Source organism: Chryseobacterium salviniae (assembly GCF_035819015.1).
Lineage (GTDB): Bacteria > Bacteroidota > Bacteroidia > Flavobacteriales > Weeksellaceae > Chryseobacterium > Chryseobacterium salviniae.
The window spans coordinates 308,695-324,917 of sequence record NZ_JAYLAA010000039.1; the positions used below are offsets into that span (position 1 = coordinate 308,695).

15 protein-coding genes are annotated in these 16,223 nt (G+C 37.5%); 6 read left to right on the forward strand and 9 right to left on the reverse strand.

Annotation, left to right across the window (positions count from 1 at the left end; genetic code table 11):
• Window positions 1-113: 113 nt before the first annotated feature.
• Together SOP96_RS11760 and SOP96_RS11765 are read left to right on the forward strand one after the other, a co-directional pair.
• Window positions 114-710 (forward strand): Crp/Fnr family transcriptional regulator, encoded by a 597-nt coding sequence (locus tag SOP96_RS11760; RefSeq protein ID WP_326321127.1) that lies wholly within the window; start codon window positions 114-116, stop codon window positions 708-710.
• A 49-nt stretch (window positions 711-759) separates the two neighbouring features.
• A complete protein-coding gene (locus tag SOP96_RS11765) occupies window positions 760-1,089 on the forward strand; it encodes a DMT family transporter (protein ID WP_326321128.1) in 330 nt (109 codons plus the stop codon).
• Between the two features lie 176 nt (window positions 1,090-1,265).
• Here SOP96_RS11765 and SOP96_RS11770 read toward each other — a convergent pair whose 3' ends face one another.
• From SOP96_RS11770 to gpmI, 5 genes are all read right to left on the reverse strand, one after another.
• The gene (locus tag SOP96_RS11770) at window positions 1,266-2,033 is read right to left on the reverse strand and encodes a class I SAM-dependent methyltransferase (RefSeq protein ID WP_326321129.1); all 768 of its coding nucleotides are present in this window, start codon (window positions 2,031-2,033) and stop codon (window positions 1,266-1,268) included.
• Window positions 2,033-2,842, reverse strand: a complete 810-nt coding sequence (gene map / locus SOP96_RS11775; protein WP_326321130.1) for a type I methionyl aminopeptidase — start codon at window positions 2,840-2,842, stop codon at window positions 2,033-2,035. Before map ends, SOP96_RS11770 begins: the two co-directional genes overlap by 1 nt.
• Window positions 2,843-2,946: 104 nt before the next feature.
• On the reverse strand, window positions 2,947-3,375 hold the full coding sequence (locus SOP96_RS11780) for a BT0820 family HAD-type phosphatase (protein ID WP_326321131.1): 429 nt from the start codon (window positions 3,373-3,375) through the stop codon (window positions 2,947-2,949).
• A gap of 91 nt (window positions 3,376-3,466) precedes the next feature.
• Window positions 3,467-4,447, reverse strand: coding sequence for an acyl-ACP desaturase (locus SOP96_RS11785; RefSeq protein ID WP_326321132.1), 981 nt, complete (start codon window positions 4,445-4,447; stop codon window positions 3,467-3,469).
• A 143-nt stretch (window positions 4,448-4,590) separates the two neighbouring features.
• Window positions 4,591-6,132 carry a 2,3-bisphosphoglycerate-independent phosphoglycerate mutase gene (gene gpmI, locus SOP96_RS11790; RefSeq protein WP_326321133.1) on the reverse strand — a complete coding sequence of 514 codons (1,542 nt, stop codon included), beginning with the start codon at window positions 6,130-6,132 and terminating at the stop codon, window positions 4,591-4,593.
• A gap of 174 nt (window positions 6,133-6,306) precedes the next feature.
• On the opposite strand from gpmI, the gene SOP96_RS11795 reads away from it, so the two are divergent.
• Window positions 6,307-6,630, forward strand: a complete 324-nt coding sequence (locus tag SOP96_RS11795; protein WP_326321134.1) for a translation initiation factor — start codon at window positions 6,307-6,309, stop codon at window positions 6,628-6,630.
• Between the two features lie 136 nt (window positions 6,631-6,766).
• On the opposite strand, the gene SOP96_RS11800 is transcribed toward SOP96_RS11795, so the two are convergent.
• The 3 genes from SOP96_RS11800 to SOP96_RS11810 all read right to left on the reverse strand — a co-directional run bounded on the left by SOP96_RS11800 (window position 6,767) and on the right by SOP96_RS11810 (window position 12,365).
• A complete protein-coding gene (locus SOP96_RS11800) occupies window positions 6,767-7,666 on the reverse strand; it encodes a leucine-rich repeat domain-containing protein (RefSeq protein WP_326321135.1) in 900 nt (299 codons plus the stop codon).
• A gap of 58 nt (window positions 7,667-7,724) precedes the next feature.
• Window positions 7,725-9,869 (reverse strand): alkaline phosphatase PhoX, encoded by a 2,145-nt coding sequence (locus SOP96_RS11805; RefSeq protein ID WP_326321136.1) that lies wholly within the window; start codon window positions 9,867-9,869, stop codon window positions 7,725-7,727.
• Window positions 9,870-10,529: 660 nt separating this feature from the next.
• Window positions 10,530-12,365, reverse strand: a complete 1,836-nt coding sequence (locus tag SOP96_RS11810; RefSeq protein ID WP_326321137.1) for a cytochrome-c peroxidase — start codon at window positions 12,363-12,365, stop codon at window positions 10,530-10,532.
• 224 nt (window positions 12,366-12,589) lie between these two features.
• On the opposite strand from SOP96_RS11810, the gene SOP96_RS11815 reads away from it, so the two are divergent.
• Window positions 12,590-13,444, forward strand: coding sequence for a nucleoside phosphorylase (locus SOP96_RS11815; protein ID WP_326321138.1), 855 nt, complete (start codon window positions 12,590-12,592; stop codon window positions 13,442-13,444).
• 119 nt (window positions 13,445-13,563) lie between these two features.
• On the opposite strand, the gene SOP96_RS11820 is transcribed toward SOP96_RS11815, so the two are convergent.
• Complete coding sequence (locus tag SOP96_RS11820; protein WP_326321139.1) at window positions 13,564-14,718, reverse strand: hypothetical protein; 1,155 nt, start codon at window positions 14,716-14,718, stop codon at window positions 13,564-13,566.
• 168 nt (window positions 14,719-14,886) lie between these two features.
• Here SOP96_RS11820 and SOP96_RS11825 point away from each other — a divergent pair, with 168 nt between their 5' ends.
• Together SOP96_RS11825 and SOP96_RS11830 are read left to right on the forward strand one after the other, a co-directional pair.
• Window positions 14,887-15,186 (forward strand): hypothetical protein, encoded by a 300-nt coding sequence (locus tag SOP96_RS11825; protein WP_029292999.1) that lies wholly within the window; start codon window positions 14,887-14,889, stop codon window positions 15,184-15,186.
• A gap of 117 nt (window positions 15,187-15,303) precedes the next feature.
• Complete coding sequence (locus tag SOP96_RS11830) at window positions 15,304-16,119, forward strand: enoyl-ACP reductase FabI (RefSeq protein ID WP_326321140.1); 816 nt, start codon at window positions 15,304-15,306, stop codon at window positions 16,117-16,119.
• The last annotated feature ends 104 nt before the right edge of the window (window positions 16,120-16,223 follow it).

The window sequence follows — 16,223 nt, forward strand, 5'->3', positions numbered from 1 at the left end:
ATAGATTTATCAAAATATAGCTGTATATTTATGATCAGGATCATAATGAAGCTTTTTCTATTTTAATAAATTTAAAATTGTGGTGATCTCAATACCAATTAAACCAAACTATTATGTTAATTGAAGAACAACTCTTGCTGTCTTACGGCGCAGAAACCGAAGACCTGGATTCTTCGCATGTCATTTTCGAAGAAGGCAGCACACCTAAATTTTATTACCAGATTGTAAAAGGAAGAATCAAACTCAACCATTACGATGAAGATGGAAAAGAGCTTATCCTTGCAATCTTAAATAAGGGATTGAGTGTATGTGAGCTTCTCCTGTTTATAGACGAAAAATATCCCGTAAACGCCATCACTTTTGAAGAAACTACTGTACTGAAACTTCCGAAAAGTGATTTTATCAGGCTTCTGGATGAAAATGTTCAGGTTTCCAGGGATATCAATAAATTTTTATCGGAACGTCTGTACTTCAAATATATTATGCTGGAAAATAATACTTCCCTGAGACCTGATGTCCGAATAAAGGGTGCTTTGAATTACCAGAAAAGTTTCAGTGACAATCAGCAGCAATTTTCGTTTGAAGTTCCGCTGACCAGAAAAGATATTGCATCAATAACTGCCCTACGCGTAGAAACCGTGATTCGAACCATTAAAAAACTGGAAAGGGAGGGCTTTCTGAAAATCATCAACAGGAAAATATTTGTTTAAAAAGGAAAATTGGTTTTAAATACCGAACTTTGCAGTAGAAACTTAGAAAATGAATTGGATTATCTTAATTATTGCGGGGCTATTTGAGGTTGCCTTTGCATCCTGCCTGGGAAAAGTAAAAGAAACAAGCGGGACAACCATGTATCTTTGGTTCGGAGGTTTCATCATCTCACTTACGATAAGCATGCTTTTGCTCATCAAAGCAACACAAACGCTCCCGATCGGAACAGCATATGCCGTATGGACAGGTATTGGTGCAGTTGGTACGGTATTAATGGGAATTTTCTTTTTTAAAGATCCGGTAAGCTTTTGGAGAATATTTTTTATCGTAACATTAGTAGCTTCTATTATTGGATTAAAAGTCGTTTCCTCTCATTAAATTTATTTTTCAGATTTTAATACAACACGAAAACTTGTTCACCAGGAAAGCCGTATATCAATGATTCAAAATTGATGCTCAGGATTTTGTCAAGGACAATATATTAATCAAAGGTTTACCATAAAATTTATTAAAGAAAATATTCACAAAAAAACGTCTCCGGTTTTGGAGACGTTTTATTTTTTATAAACGATAGGGAGAATTTCATTTTTCCGCAGTCCGTATTTCTCAATTTCTTCATCAGAAAACTGCAGCGAATAGAAGTTAGCTTCCGTTTCAAAACCTGCATTCTGAAGCCTTTCAAAATAATCCATCCCGTACCAGCGAACATGGTCATACTGACCAAAATGCTTCTGGCGTTCTTTCGGATCTGTAATGGTGAAATCTTCATAGGTTTTTTCAAGGGAATTTTTCATCGGAACCTGCAATATGCCCCATCCTCCAGGCCGCAATACCCGATATAATTCACTCATCGCTTTGGCATCATCTACGATATGTTCCAGCACATGATTACAGAAAATAATATCGAAGCTTTCATCCGCAAAAGGAAGATCGAGAATATCTGCTTTCACGTCAACAATAGGAGAATAGAGGTCTGCCGAAATATAATCCAGATTTCTCATCATTTTGAACTTTCTGAGAAATTCCTGTTCGGGAGCGATGTGGAGAACTTTGTGGTTTTTAATAAAAAAATCCGTTTCATTCTGAAGATACAGCCACATCTGACGATGTCTTTCGAGACTTAGAGTTCCCGGAGATAAAGCATTTTCCCGCTGTTTGCCATATCCGTACGGAAGAAATTTCCTGTAGGATCTCCCGTCGATAGGATCTACAAACCGGTCTCCTTTAAAAAGCTGATAAATGAGCGGTCTCGCCCAAATGCTTAATCTGATCAGCATAGGGCGTGGAATTTTGTTTAATAAAAATTTGGCTGCCTTTTTCATTAAAAATCAAGTTGGAAAGCTTTTTCTTCGTCACTTTCAATACCTAACGCCTCGTAAATATATTGGAATGTTGACAGCAATACAGGTTTCCCGTTAATCACGGCAACATCATGCTCGAAATGTGCGGAAGGCTGATTATCAAGAGTGGTTACCGTCCAGCCATCATTATGGAATTTCACTTTTTCAGTACCCAGATTGATCATGGGTTCAATGGCAATCGTAAGACCATCTTTAATTACTTTACCGCTTCCCTGTCTTCCGTAATTGGGAACCTGCGGATCTTCATGCATCTGTCTTCCTACACCGTGGCCAACAAGTTCTCTTACTACACCATATCCTTCTTTTTCACAGTGCGACTGAATCGCATGGGAAATATCCCCGATTCTTTTTCCTCTGACACACTGCTCAATGCCTTTGTAAAGAGATTCTTTGGCAACTTTCAGAAGCTTTTTGGTTTCAGGCTTTACTTCACCGATTTCAAAGGTATAGGCATGATCGCCTACAAAACCATTTAAAATAGCGCCGCAATCTACAGAAAGTACATCGCCTTCTTTGATTTCCTCTTTGCTTGGAAAACCGTGAACCACCTGCTCGTTCGGTGAAATGCAAAGGGAATACGGAAATCCGCCATATCCTAAAAATGCAGGCTGTGCCCCATGATCTTTGATAAAATCATGTGCCAGTTTATCTAAATATAAAGTGGTAATTCCCGGTTTGATTTCTTTTGCCAGCATTCCCAAAGTTCTGGAAACCAATCGGGCACTTTCTTTCATAAGACGAAGCTCGTCTATTGTTTTTAACTGAATCATTATTTAATTATAAATGTAACAATATAACAGGGTAGCAGGGTAAGAATATTTTTACGTTTCTTATTGTTAAATTGTTATATTGATCAATTGCTACATTGGATATCCTACCAGAATAGTCCTTTCTTTTTTTCTTTTTTAAGCTTTGAATAGGCCAGAACTTCTTTTCCTTCAACCCGGAATTCTATTCTTTCCTGAATGATATTGTAGATTTCGCCCCAACCCGGAAATCCCCCTAAATTTCTGTCGTCTATAAACCAATCTGCATCAATTTTTCTCGACTGGTTTTCAGGATCGAAAACTTCTCCTTCAAAACTTGAATTCACGGCATAAAATTCAACACCGTTTTTCAAACAGAATTCTACGGCTTCATCTAATGCTCTTCCATGGCGGTACGTCCAGAGAATCAATCTGTATCCTTCCGACTGAAGCTTTTTTAATGTCTCAAAAGCGAAAATTTTCGGTTTGCCAATCGCGGGATAGGCATCATCAACAATAGTTCCGTCAAAATCAACTGCAATTTTTTTATTATTCATTCTGTGAATTTATTTTAAGAAATGCAAAGATACAAATAAAAGAGCGCCAAATATAACCGGCGCTCTTACTTTTATCATTTAACAGGATAGTTTATCTCTTAACCCAGCTGAACTGGAACTGCAGATCAGGAGTTGAGATCCTGTCTGTGATTTTCTGAAGTCTTCCCGGGAGTTTCATCAGGTATTCCTGCGCTTTTTCGGCTTTTTCGTTAAGGCCTTTAACGTGTTCTATTTTCCATTCGTCAAGAAGGTCTTTCAGGATGTTGATGTAATCCTGTCCGGTATACACCATACATCTTTGTGCAGCATCTGAAAAATGTCCCCAAAGCTCTCCTGCTTTTTGCCCGGATTGTCTCATCATGTGAGCCGGCATTACGATTTTCTTTCGCATCATGTCTTCAAATGCAAGAATCATTTCGGAAGGATCGATTTCTAAAATTTTAGCTACAAAATGTTTGTATGCTTTGGCATGTCTTGCTTCATCGGCTGCAATTACACCGCACATTTTGGCCAGCTTCCCATTTCCGGATTGTTTTGCGAGCGTCCCTACTCTTCTGTGGGAAATATTGGTAGCTGTTTCCTGGAAGCTTGTATAGATAAAGTTTCTGTAAGGGTCCATGCTTGTCCCTAAATCGAAGCCATCGTTGATTAAGTACTGAGTGGTAACTTCCACTTCTCTCATGTTTACTCTTCCGCACAGATAAAGGTATTTGCTAAGAAGATCCCCGTGTCTGTTTTCTTCAGCCGTCCATGCTCTTACCCAGTGCGCCCATCCTACTTCTCTCTGTTCCTGATCTACCCCGTCTACGCCCATTAACCATGATTCGTAGGAAGGCAATGCTTCTTCTGTGATACAGTCTCCGATAAGGGTTACGAAAAGATCGTACGGCATTTCCTGCGCAAACGTCTGAATTTCTTCAAGATCGTATTTAAATTCTGAGCTTGAAGGATCCGGAAGATAATCAGAAGGCTGCCATATCTTTTCAATTGGCGTTAAAAATTTATCCAGAAAAGAGCCTACTTCCTTTTCCAAAATTCCCATTACTTCTTTCCTAACAAGCTGTTGATACATTTTATAAATTTAGGTTTAATTTGCAAATTTAGAGTTTTATTTATTATTTAACACATAATAAACTGTTAATTCTTCTGATATTAATCATAAAAAATGCCGTTATATACAATCATAACGGCAATTTATACTTGATATTATTAATTTTAGCTTACCAATATATCTCCGGTCATTATCTCCGGTATATCCACACCCATTACTTTTAAAATCGTAGGAGCCACGTCACCAAGTTTTCCCGGTTTCAGATTCCAGGTGTTGTCTTTATCCATCACGATAAAAGGAACCAGATTGGTTGAATGCTGCGTGTTCGGCGATCCGTCTGGGTTAATCATCACATCCGAATTTCCGTGGTCAGCAAGAATGAAAACCGCATACCCATGCTCATACGCTGTTGTCGCTACTTTTTCAATACACTGATCTACTGTTTCGGCAGCTTTTACGGCAGCTTCAAAAACACCTGTATGTCCCACCATATCGGTATTGGCAAAATTTAAACAGACAAAATCCGCCGTTTCATTTTCCAGTTCCGGAAGGATGGCATTGGTGATATCGTATGCCGACATTTCCGGTTTAAGATCGTAAGTAGGAACATCTTTCGGACTTGGGCAAAGCAATCTTTTTTCTCCATTAAAAGGTTCTTCCCTTCCTCCTGAAAAAAAGAACGTTACGTGAGGATATTTCTCCGTTTCTGCAATTCTGATCTGTGTTTTATGGTTTCTTTCCAGTATTTCGCCCATCGTTTCCTGAAGCACTTCTTCATCAAAAACAACATGCACGTCCCGAAAAGTTTTATCGTAATTTGTAAGCGTTACATAATGCAACGGAAGTTTTCTCATGAAATATTCCGGTTTGTCGTGCTGCGTGAGTACTTCGGTAATTTCACGGCCTCTGTCTGTACGGAAGTTGAAACAAATTACAACATCATGATCCGTAATTTTAGCAACAGGAACTACATTTCCAATGGCTGTAGAATCGATCATGATAATTGGTTTCATGAATTCATCCGTAATATTTTCATCGTACGATTTCTGAATTTCAAGCAAGGCATTGGTGGTCTGCGCTCCCACTCCTTCTACCATGGCATCGTACGCTATTTTTACACGCTCCCATCTTTTATCCCGGTCCATTGCGTAATATCTTCCTACAACAGAAGCGAGCTTGCCAACGGTTTTTATCATGTGTTCCTGGAGGTCTTCAATAAAGCCTTTCCCGGAATGGGGATCACAATCGCGGCCATCTGTGAAAGCATGAACAAATACGTTTTCATGCAATCCGAATTCATGAGCTGCGGTAAGAAGGCCTTTCAGGTGGTTGATATGGGAATGCACGCCTCCATCGGAAACCAAGCCGATGAAATGTACTTTTTTGTTTTCTCTTTTTGCATATTCAAATGCATCCTGAATAACTTTCTGCTGACCCAAAGAACCGTTTTCCACCGCCATGTTCAGCTTTACCAGATTTTGATAGACTACTCTTCCGGCACCCAGGTTCATGTGTCCTACTTCTGAATTCCCCATTTGTCCTGCGGGTAATCCTACCGCAAGACCACTTGCTTCAAGGGTTGTATGCGGAAAGTTTTTAAGGCAGTTATCTATAAATGGTGTGTTGGCTTTATCAATGGCTGAAACATCAGGATTCATTCCCAATCCCCATCCGTCGAGGATTGCTAATATTGCTTTTTTAGACATCTTGTATAAACTTTAGTATTACAAATTTATTTATTTTGAAATGAATTGAAGAATTGGAGGGCTTAAAATTTATTTAAAATTGCTTTTCGATCGTAAACCTTCAAGGTTTTCAAAACCTTGAAGGTTTGGAGATGTTATCTATTTTTTGACTAAATATTTTATTAATTTTGCGGTATGGATTTAAGAGATCAATTAAAGAACCTTTTTCCTGAACACGAAGAGCAGGATTTTGAAATGCCAGAAGAACAATTCAGGCAGAAAGAACCTTTAGTCTGTAAATTTGAGAAGAAAGGCAGAAAAGGTAAGCCCGTAACGATTGTTGAAGGTTGGGAAGGAAGCGAGGAAGAGCTTAAGAAAATTTCAAAAAAAATAAAAACCACCTTGGGAATCGGTGGTTCTGAAAAGGATGGAACGATTATCATTCAGGGGGATAACCGTGATAAAATAATGGATATCCTTAAAGAAATGGGATATAAGACCAAAAGGGTCGGCGGATAGTTTATTATAATTTTTAAATTCTTCAAACGCTATGACCGCAAAAGTTTTTTATTAAAACTAAAAACATTTTTTTCGTAATGGTGTTTTACTCAGCGAAGAACTTTGTGAATATCGCAAATGTATTTTAAGTTTCATTTTAAAAGTAAATCTGCGTTTGTGGCATAATTGCTTTTAGTTTTTCAAGGGTTGATTTTTCTATAGGGTTCCCTGTTAATATTAAGGTTTTAAGATTTTTCAATTGGGAAAATTCTGCAGGAAGATCCGTAAGCCGGTTATCTGCCAGATTCATGCTTACGACATTGTTTAAGCCTTTTACTTTAGGAGAAATCTCTTTGATGTTGTTCTGGCTTACATTCAAAAATTCCAGCTGTTTTGATTTGAATAAGCCTTCTGGTAATTGAGCAATCGAATTTTGCTGTAATTCCAGGTATTTAAGCTGTTTAGGAAATTCCAATTGTCCTAAATCATTGATCTGATTGGCAGAAAGGTTCAGTGACTTCAGGTTTTTAATTTTATCTAAATCTTTGGCGATAAAACTGATCTGGTTTCCCTGCAAATTAATTTCTTCAAGGGTTGGAATTTCTAATAATGCTTCCGGAAAAACGTTCAGATTATTGGCATCGAGATAAATACTTTTTAATTTTTTAAGCTTTCCTACATTCGGATTAATGCCGGTCAAATTATTTAAATTGATTGAAAAACTTTCCAGTTTCTGAAGCTCTGCAATTTCATCGGGAATGTATTTGATGCTGTTTTCATTCAGATTCAGAATCGTAAGTTCTTTCAGCTTAAAAATAGATTCATCCATCTTTTCAAATTTATTTTCCATCAAATTCAGAAAGAAAATAGAATTGAATTTTTGAATTTCTGCCGGAAGATTGAACATGGTTTTACCTCTGAAACTCATACTGTACACTGTTTTCCCGCTTTTCAGCGCATCGTCTATGCTGGTGTATGTGGGATATTTTACAGGATCGATCTGTGCTTTTGCCTGCAAAAAAATCAATAACAGAGCAGAAAAAAATATCTTTTTCATAACTAAAAAAACTACCGGCAATCCATGGATTACCGGCAGTAATGTAAAATATTAATAATTATTTCTTCAGCAATTTTACGGTCTGCTGGAATCCTCCTTCTGCTTCAATGTTCAGAATTAAAACTCTTGAAGTGTTAAGCTGATTGGTGAAATCTAAATCTAACACTTTATTCAATCCTGAATATTTCTGGGTGAATACAATTTTACCATCTATGCTGTAGGCTGTTACCGAAATGTTTTTCAATCCTTTTGGAGAGTTGATTTTTACTACTCCGGAAGTAGGATTCGGGGCAACAGTTACCGTATTTTCCGGCTGCGCTTCTATAGTTCCTAAAGAACCGGCAGTTCCGAGGTTGTTTTTCAATGCCATTACTATTGTTGCAGATTTCCCTCTGTAATCAATGGTATTTCCGGTAGCATCTACATCTGTAGAGATCGTAGAATCCGGATGCTGAATAGAGAAGAACCCGAATTTGTGATCCGGCGTAAAGGTAAGTCCGGTAGGTTCTGAACCTGCAGGCATAGAAGCAAATAATTTCACTTTAGGATTTGCCTGAGTATGATCCGGAGCTATTACCCAGATATAGTTTTTACCACCGTCCTGAAGAACCCAAAGGTTTCCAAGCTCGTCAAAAGTAAGGTTGTCGTTTCCGTCTCCCCAAGCTTCTGTTTTTGTTCCCTGCGCTGTATCGAAAGAATAATTGGTAGTAAGGCCTCCTGCGAAAGTTTCAACCTGAGAAACAGTTGTTCCGTCGTCTTTGAATCGGTATACTTTATTTAATCCTTTTGCTGTAAAATAAATTTTACCATCCAGCGGACTGATTTCCACATCTTCCACACCATTGAAAGAAGTTCCTCCAACAGAATTTGCTAATGAAGCCGTGTTGTTCTGATCTGCTTTTGTTTTATTAGGAACCTGAACCCATGTTGCAGTAGTTGTTATAGGATCTCCTCCGCTCAATCCCTGATCTAACTTCAATACATAAAGGTTTCCTGAAGAAAGGTTATTTGGTGTATCCATTACATATTTATACACTTTGTTTGTTCCTCCGTCTTCACCATAATAAGCAATTGTTCCTGCATTGTTGATCACTACATTTTCGTGATTCATGATTCCCATCTGCCAAAGTTTTCCTTTAGAACCATCTGTATTCTGAGAAATTACCTGAGCGGTTACAGGATCAATTTCTACCAGCCATCCGTAATCTTTCATTCCGTCTGAATTGACATCGTTGGAAGTGGTCTGTTCTTCTGCTGTAACAATTGTTCCCCAAGGTGTAATACCACCGGAACAGTTTCTGATCGTCTGAACCAGGCTCGGAGCAGAGAAACTTACGGCTCTTGATCTTGTAAGCTGCCACAATTTTGTCGTCGGGTTATAGTTGATTTCCGCCATTGTAACACCTCCCGGGTTTGTTTCATGGTTTACGGAAAGGTAACCGTTTGTGCTGCTTGAATTTTTAGCCACATAAGCAGTGAAGTCATTTAAACCTCCTACTAATCCGCCACCTTCTGTATAGCTGTCTCCTTCTTTCAGGATCAACTGATATTTGTGTTCAGCAGGAATGATTATTTTGTTTGTCTGAGCTGTCGGGACAATTGATGTAAAGCAGCTGATATGATTGGCGTTACAAGTAACCGGAGTTACCGTAGTGGTTGTTTTCAGATAGGCATCAATTCTTAAATCTGAACTTGAAGCGCCTCTGTTGTGCAATTCGATGGAAATTCTGTTGTTTCCGTTTACGAATTTAGCTTTCGGAATAGAAAATACGTTATAAACGCTTTCAGCAGATCCGTCTATGGTTGTTGAGGATAAGGTGTTAAAATCGATTGTTCCGGTAGGCATGTTGTCTCTTACCACTTCCTCTCCGTTCAGGTAGACTACGATTCCGTCGTCTCTCATTACACCCAATTCCATCGTTGAGGAAAGGTCATTTAAATTAACCGTAAAATCTTTGGTAAAATAAGCGGTGATTAAGTCTGTACTGGTTTGTGTGGTTACAGGATCTCCATATCCTAACGGACCGTTCCCCTGAGGCCATGCCGTAACATCGTAGTTTGCATTTTTCCATTGGGGTGCCAATGCTGTGTTGGTATCATTATACTTCCATGAAGAATTTTTGTTGAAGATAAAAGTCTGGGCATTCAACAAAGTACCCGAAACCATTGCAAGAGCTGCAACTGTAAGTAGTTTTCTTTTCATTTTAAATTTCAATTTATTAGACTCTGCAAATCTATTTTATTGTGATGAAGCCCCTATTAATAGGAGTTTAAATAATTCTGTAGTAATATTAATTTATAGAAAATTTAATGTTAATCAGATTAAGAATATGTTACATTAATCGCAATAAATTTAAAATTTAACTAAAGTATTTCTTCCGGATGATAAACATTTTAAATTTCAAAAAAAATATTCGAAATTTGTGAAATCCGTGGGGGAAAATTAACTGCAAAAGAAACAAAAGGAATGTATTTAAGCTAAATTTCGAGAGCCAAAAGCCAGAAAAATATTGTATTAATTCTGCTGAGTTTTTCCCGGAACGACAAATAGAACGTTTTAAATTTCAAAAAAAATCCGCGAAATCTGTGAAATCTGCGGGAGAAAATTAACCGCAAAAGAAACAAAAGGAATGTATTTAAGCTAAATGTTGAGAGCTAAAAGCCAGCAAAACATGGTATAAATTGTGCTTAGTTTTTCCGGAACGACAAATAGAACGTTTTTAGAATATCAATTTTAAATTCAAAATCTGTGAAATCCATAAAATCCACTGGAGAATTATTTTAGCCACAAAAAACTGAAGCAAATATTTCACCTAATTATGATTGCATTGAGATTCTTACAGAATGACAATATGATGCATTTTTATTTAACCTTAGTTTTGCTGATATCCGTTAAAGAATTAAGAAAAGCAATAATCTGTTGAATTTCCGTTGACGAAAGGTTTAATTTATCGGCAGCAAGTGTCTGGTTTTTCATTTTTAATCCCAGTCCTTCTCCTCCGCCTTCATTATAAAATTCCATGACTTCTTCCAGGGTGCTGAAAGCGCCGTTATGAAAATAGGGTTTGGTAAGCGCAACATTTCTTACCGTTACCGTTTTAAATGAATTTTCATAAATCCACGAATTTTCCTTTTTTACCGGGCTGTTTATTCTCCCTTTATCCTCGTCAAGCGCAAGCGGCTTTTGATCAATTGGTTTGATAGTTACTCCCAATACCTCAGATTCATTTTCATTAAAGAACGGCGGAACGAGCCCTGAAAAGTTGGGAGCAAAGTGGCAGGTTGCGCAGTTGGCTTTTCCCATAAACAGGTTAAAGCCCTTTTTTGCATCGTCAGAAATTTCTTTTTCATTCCTCATGAATTGATCAAAATCACTTTCGTACGAATATAGAGAAGCAACATATGAGCTTAATGCTTTAGAGAAATTTTCGCGGTTGATGGTTCCCTTTTTGAAGGCTTTTTTAAAGGCTTTCTTATATTCAGGGTCTGCGTTTATTTTTTTAATGATATTGTCGTAGCTGGTGTTGAATTCATCTTTGTTGTAAATAACGTGTTCGGCTTGCTGTTCGAGGTAAAAAGCCCTCAAATCATAGAAAAATCTTTTGGCAAAAACAGCATTGTACAAGGTGGGAGAATTTCTCAGTACGGTTTTTCCATCTACATTGCTTTGGGATTTAGATTTCAGATCCGTGAATGCGTTTTCGGGAAGATGGCAGGTTGCGCAGCTCATTTTACCGTTGCCGCTTACATTCTGATCATAAAAAATTTGTTTACCCAGATTTCTTAATGCTTCATTATCTTCATCTTTCTTGAGCAAAGTATAAAAATACGGATTAAGGAAATCACTGCTGAAAAGATTCTTACTTCCCGGGTTCCAGCCGGAAAATTCTTTCAGGTCGTCCGTTGTTCCGTCCCAGCTTCCCAATTCCTCGTATAAAGGCTGAATGTATTTTTTGTAAAATTCAATCCTGTCGAGCTTTTCAAAATCTGTATTTTCAGAAAGATATTTAATTCCAGCGGTAAATAACTGATGTGCTTTTTCCGTGTTATAATTTTTAAAATAGGGATCATCCTGAATATATTTTTTCATTCCTGAAAAAGCATGCAGGGCTTCTTCGGAACTATTTAAAGAGCCGGGTGTATCAAAACCTGTTACGCCCAGGCTGTATATTCTGATGAGTTCAATTCTCAACGGCAATGTTTTATTGTTTCCCTTGCTTAAACCGTTTTTAATGGAGCTTAAATAGAAGCTTGCATAGCTGTTGAACAGGAAATCGGTGATTGTTTTAATTTCTTCTTTTTTTTCTTCGGCTTCATCAGAAAATACCATTTCATCCAGAACCTGAAGCCCTTCCGGAGGAAGGGTATAGGAAGTTGTTCCGGCCGCCTCGATATGAAACAACGGAGCGGCATTAAGGTGCGTTTTTGTAAATTCAGGATAGTGATAGGCAACGTAAAACTCTATTTCCTTGAAAGAATTTCTTGTTTCCTTTAATGTTTTACGTAAATCTTCAAGCGTTATTTTGCCTTCGGAAAAAGCATAAGCATTGGATTTCAATTGACTGAGTCTGGTTTTAAAATTTGTTAATCCCTGATGGATAACAGAGTTTTCATTTTTAAAACCTTTATGGGAAGGATTGAAAGACATTACCGCAAATCCCAACATCACAAAAAGAACAGCCAAAGGATAAAACTTCATTAATTTTTTTCCGCAAAACTATCGATAGCAAAAGCGTTACAGGTTACCGTAACCTTAAATTTCAATTAAATAATTGTTTACATTTCCGTAATGGAATTTTTATTAATTTTAAACCCCGAAATCACATTCAGAACTAAACAATCGGTTTCTATACTGATATTTAACGATGAAGAGGATATTTGAGGAAGATTTAATACAAACTTTAATTCAAATAAAAACAGAGTATGCTCAATAAACTTGCTGCTTCAGAACTTGTTCTGAACGAGGACGGAAGTGTCTACCACCTGAATCTTTTACCGGAAGATATTGCTGAAAAAATTATTCTTGTTGGTGATCCCGATCGTGTTGCCAAGGTTTCAAAATATTTCGACACGGTGGAAATCCGTAAAAATAAAAGGGAATTCTACACCCACACCGGAACGCTTCGCGGCGAGAGAATCACGGTAATGTCTACAGGAATCGGGACGGAGAATATTGATATCGTGATGAATGAGCTTGATGCTTTGGTGAATATTGACCTGAAACGTAAAGAATTCAAAACTGAACATACTTCGCTAAAGCTTTTCAGGATGGGAACCTGCGGAAGTGTAAACCCTGATGTTCAGGTTGATAATATGCTGGTGACCCAAAATGTGGTTGGATTAGACGGATTGATGAATTTTTACCCGGATTATCATTTTGAAAATGAATTTTCCAGAAAGTTTTATGAAAAATTTCCATACGAGAAGATAAAGCCAATGCTTTATTTTTCTGAATGGTCGGAAGAACTTGGTGAATTATATAAGGATGCAAAATATCATGGAAATACGGCTACTTTTCCCGGTTTTTATGCGCCACAGGGAAGACAGCTTCGTTTAAATGCCCTGGATGATCAATTCCTTGAAACGTTGAATGATCTGGGCATTACCAATTTTGAAATGGAAACTTCTGCCATTTATGCGTTTTCAAAATTATTAGGACATCAGGCGGTTACAGTAAATAATGTTATTGCCAACAGGAGACGCGGCGAGTTTTCGTCGGATCATCATGCTTCTGAAAAGAACCTTATTGAATGGGTTTTAGAAAGAATTATCAAATAAATTAAAAAAGGATTGCAGAAACGCAATCCTTTGATTTTATGACAATGATGATTTCTAAAGCTTTATCCAGAATAATATGAAATTTCATAATTTGATTATGTAAAATCCGTTAAAGCGGTTTAAAACTCATTAATGGTAACATAAAAATGTGCTGAATACAGGCTTTCAGCATTACCAGCAATATTGGTAAGATTAATGGTAATATTTGAAACAGAAGTTAGCCTTGGATTTGATATAGAGAAAGTAGAATTTCCCGCAAAATCACTTGCCGGAGTGACGACAATAGTTGCTCTTGTAGAAGATAGTATCAAAGCTGGGGGAACAGGAATATTCATTGTGGTAGATTTTCCTGAAGGAAGATTGGTTATTGAAACTGCAGGCCATACTTCAAAACTAATCTGATTTTTTTGCACTGTTCCGTTATTTCCAAGCTTATATTGTCCGTTAACGTCAAGTTTCGTTGTAGTATTTGGCGTACCTGTTCCAATACCCACATTGGCATTGCTGTCTCCTAAAACAATTGCATTATATTGGGATGTTGAAGCATTATAGCCTATTGCCGTAGAGTTTTGTCCGCTTGCAGAAGCTCCGGAACCCAATGCCGTAGAATTTTGCCCTGATGTAAGCGTATTGTACCCCACAGCCGTTTCATTATTATTATTTGTTTTGGCGCCAAAACCCAAAGCGATCGATTTGTGCCCTCCCGAAAACGCATTTTTACCGAAAGCAGCAGATTCGTTATTATCTGCGATTGCATTATAGCCGATCGCTATAGCCTGATATTTCGAACTGGAGGAATTTCCAAAACTTATTGATCCATCTACCCCTAATTTCCCAACATTAACACCATTTACCTTAAAAATAAGATCATCATAGGTGGATGTTCCAAAAGAAAGATTGGTGGCATTGCCACCGTAATTTCCCGCATTGTTTCCAGATGAACTCCAATTTCCCGAACTGGGTAAAACTGTAGAAACTGTAGCAATCTGATTCCACTTTGAATTGCTCCAGAAGTAAAATCCGGAAGGAGAAACACCGCCAAGACCATTGTTCCATATTAGTAAACCTTCTGCAGGCGAAGGTATTGTAGTGATATCTGTTACAGATAAGAGAGTGATTCTTGGCATAAGAACTCCTTTGTTACCGGAATTAATGTCAAGGACTGAAGAAACGGCAGGTGTGGTTGTCCCTATTCCCACTTGTGTAAATCCATAAATGAACTTAAATAATAATATGCAGGCTGATATTTTTCTGCAATAAATACATTTTTTCATCTTTTCGTGTTTGTGTTAAGACAAATATAAATATTCTTACTAAATTATAAATCAGTTGCATAAAATTATCTTCGAGTAATTAATTTTTTTTTATGAAAAGTTTAACAGTATACCATGATTTTGGGAATAGTTATTGTTTAAAAACTAATATCACTAAAATATTTTATTATGAACAATTCAGAATATAACAAAGCGGAAAACGCAGTAGACAACACAGAAAACTCTTTAAAAAATGCTGCGGACAATACGAAATGGAAAGTAGAAGAGCTTGCGGACAGAGCGAAAGATTACATCAACGAAAAAAGAGCAAACGATGAAGAAGCAAGGCATGAAGACTGGCTGGACAGAGCGAAAAACAATGTTTCTGACGCATGGGAGAATGTAAAAGATAAGGCTAATGATGCTTGGGAAAAAACAAAAGATGCTGCAGAAGATGTAAAAGCAGAATGGAATAAAAAAACAAATTAATTTCAGTCATATAAATATTTTCAAGAAAAACGGAGTCTTTTTATAAGAGGCTCCGTTTTTTATTATGTAATCAACACAAATATTGCTACATTTGTAAACTAATAAACATTAAAAAATATGTCATACGGTTTACTTAAAGGCAAAAAGGGAATAATATTCGGAGCCCTTAATGAACAATCGATCGCTTGGAAAGTTGCAGAAAGATGTCATGAAGAAGGTGCTGAATTTATCTTATCTAATGCTCCTATCGCCATGAGAATGGGAGAGCTGAATGCGTTAGCAGAGAAAACAGGATCTGATGTAATAGGAGCAGACGCTACTTCCATTGAAGACTTGGAAAAACTTTTTGATGCCGCTGTTGCAAAATTTGGTAAAATCGATTTTATCCTTCACTCTATCGGAATGTCCGTAAACGTGAGAAAAGGGAAACATTATACGGAAATGAATTACGACTGGTTGGAAAAAGGCTGGGATGTATCTGCCGTTTCTTTCCATAAAGTAATGCGTGTAGCATGGGAAAAAGACTGTATGAATGAGTGGGGAAGCATTCTTGCCCTTACGTACATTGCGGCTCAGCGTACTTTCCCGGATTACAACGATATGTCTGACAACAAGGCGTACCTTGAAAGCATTGCCAGAACATTCGGAAACTATTGGGGTGAAAGAAAAGTCCGTGTAAATACGGTTTCGCAGTCACCTACTCCAACAACCGCAGGAAGCGGCGTAAAAGGCTTCGGAGGATTCCTGGGATATGCTGAAGATATGTCTCCGCTGGGAAATGCTACCGCTCTCGACTGTGCCAACTACTGTGTTACCTTATTCTCTGATCTTACGAAGAAGGTAACAATGCAGAATCTTTTCCATGACGGTGGATTCAGCAGTTCTGGTGTCACGCAGAAAGTAATTAATAAATATGATGACGAAAACAAGTAATCATTGTTTACAATAATTTTGAAAATCCGGAATAATGTTCCGGATTTTTTTGTTTCAAAAAGCAGTTTCGGCGGAGCCAAAGGCTCCCGCCGAAACTTTAAAAT

Coding starts and splice junctions, on each gene's coding strand:
- SOP96_RS11795 (WP_326321134.1), top strand. CDS start 6,307: ATGGATTTAAGAGATCAATTAAAGAACCTTTTTCCTGAACACGAAGAG.
- SOP96_RS11830 (WP_326321140.1), top strand. CDS start 15,304: ATGTCATACGGTTTACTTAAAGGCAAAAAGGGAATAATATTCGGAGCC.
- SOP96_RS11815 (WP_326321138.1), top strand. CDS start 12,590: ATGCTCAATAAACTTGCTGCTTCAGAACTTGTTCTGAACGAGGACGGA.
- SOP96_RS11810 (WP_326321137.1), bottom strand. CDS start 12,365: ATGAAGTTTTATCCTTTGGCTGTTCTTTTTGTGATGTTGGGATTTGCG.
- SOP96_RS11800 (WP_326321135.1), bottom strand. CDS start 7,666: ATGAAAAAGATATTTTTTTCTGCTCTGTTATTGATTTTTTTGCAGGCA.
- gpmI (WP_326321133.1), bottom strand. CDS start 6,132: ATGTCTAAAAAAGCAATATTAGCAATCCTCGACGGATGGGGATTGGGA.
- SOP96_RS11825 (WP_029292999.1), top strand. CDS start 14,887: ATGAACAATTCAGAATATAACAAAGCGGAAAACGCAGTAGACAACACA.
- SOP96_RS11785 (WP_326321132.1), bottom strand. CDS start 4,447: ATGTATCAACAGCTTGTTAGGAAAGAAGTAATGGGAATTTTGGAAAAG.
- SOP96_RS11760 (WP_326321127.1), top strand. CDS start 114: ATGTTAATTGAAGAACAACTCTTGCTGTCTTACGGCGCAGAAACCGAA.
- SOP96_RS11780 (WP_326321131.1), bottom strand. CDS start 3,375: ATGAATAATAAAAAAATTGCAGTTGATTTTGACGGAACTATTGTTGAT.
- SOP96_RS11820 (WP_326321139.1), bottom strand. CDS start 14,718: ATGAAAAAATGTATTTATTGCAGAAAAATATCAGCCTGCATATTATTA.
- SOP96_RS11770 (WP_326321129.1), bottom strand. CDS start 2,033: ATGAAAAAGGCAGCCAAATTTTTATTAAACAAAATTCCACGCCCTATG.
- SOP96_RS11805 (WP_326321136.1), bottom strand. CDS start 9,869: ATGAAAAGAAAACTACTTACAGTTGCAGCTCTTGCAATGGTTTCGGGT.
- map (WP_326321130.1), bottom strand. CDS start 2,842: ATGATTCAGTTAAAAACAATAGACGAGCTTCGTCTTATGAAAGAAAGT.
- SOP96_RS11765 (WP_326321128.1), top strand. CDS start 760: ATGAATTGGATTATCTTAATTATTGCGGGGCTATTTGAGGTTGCCTTT.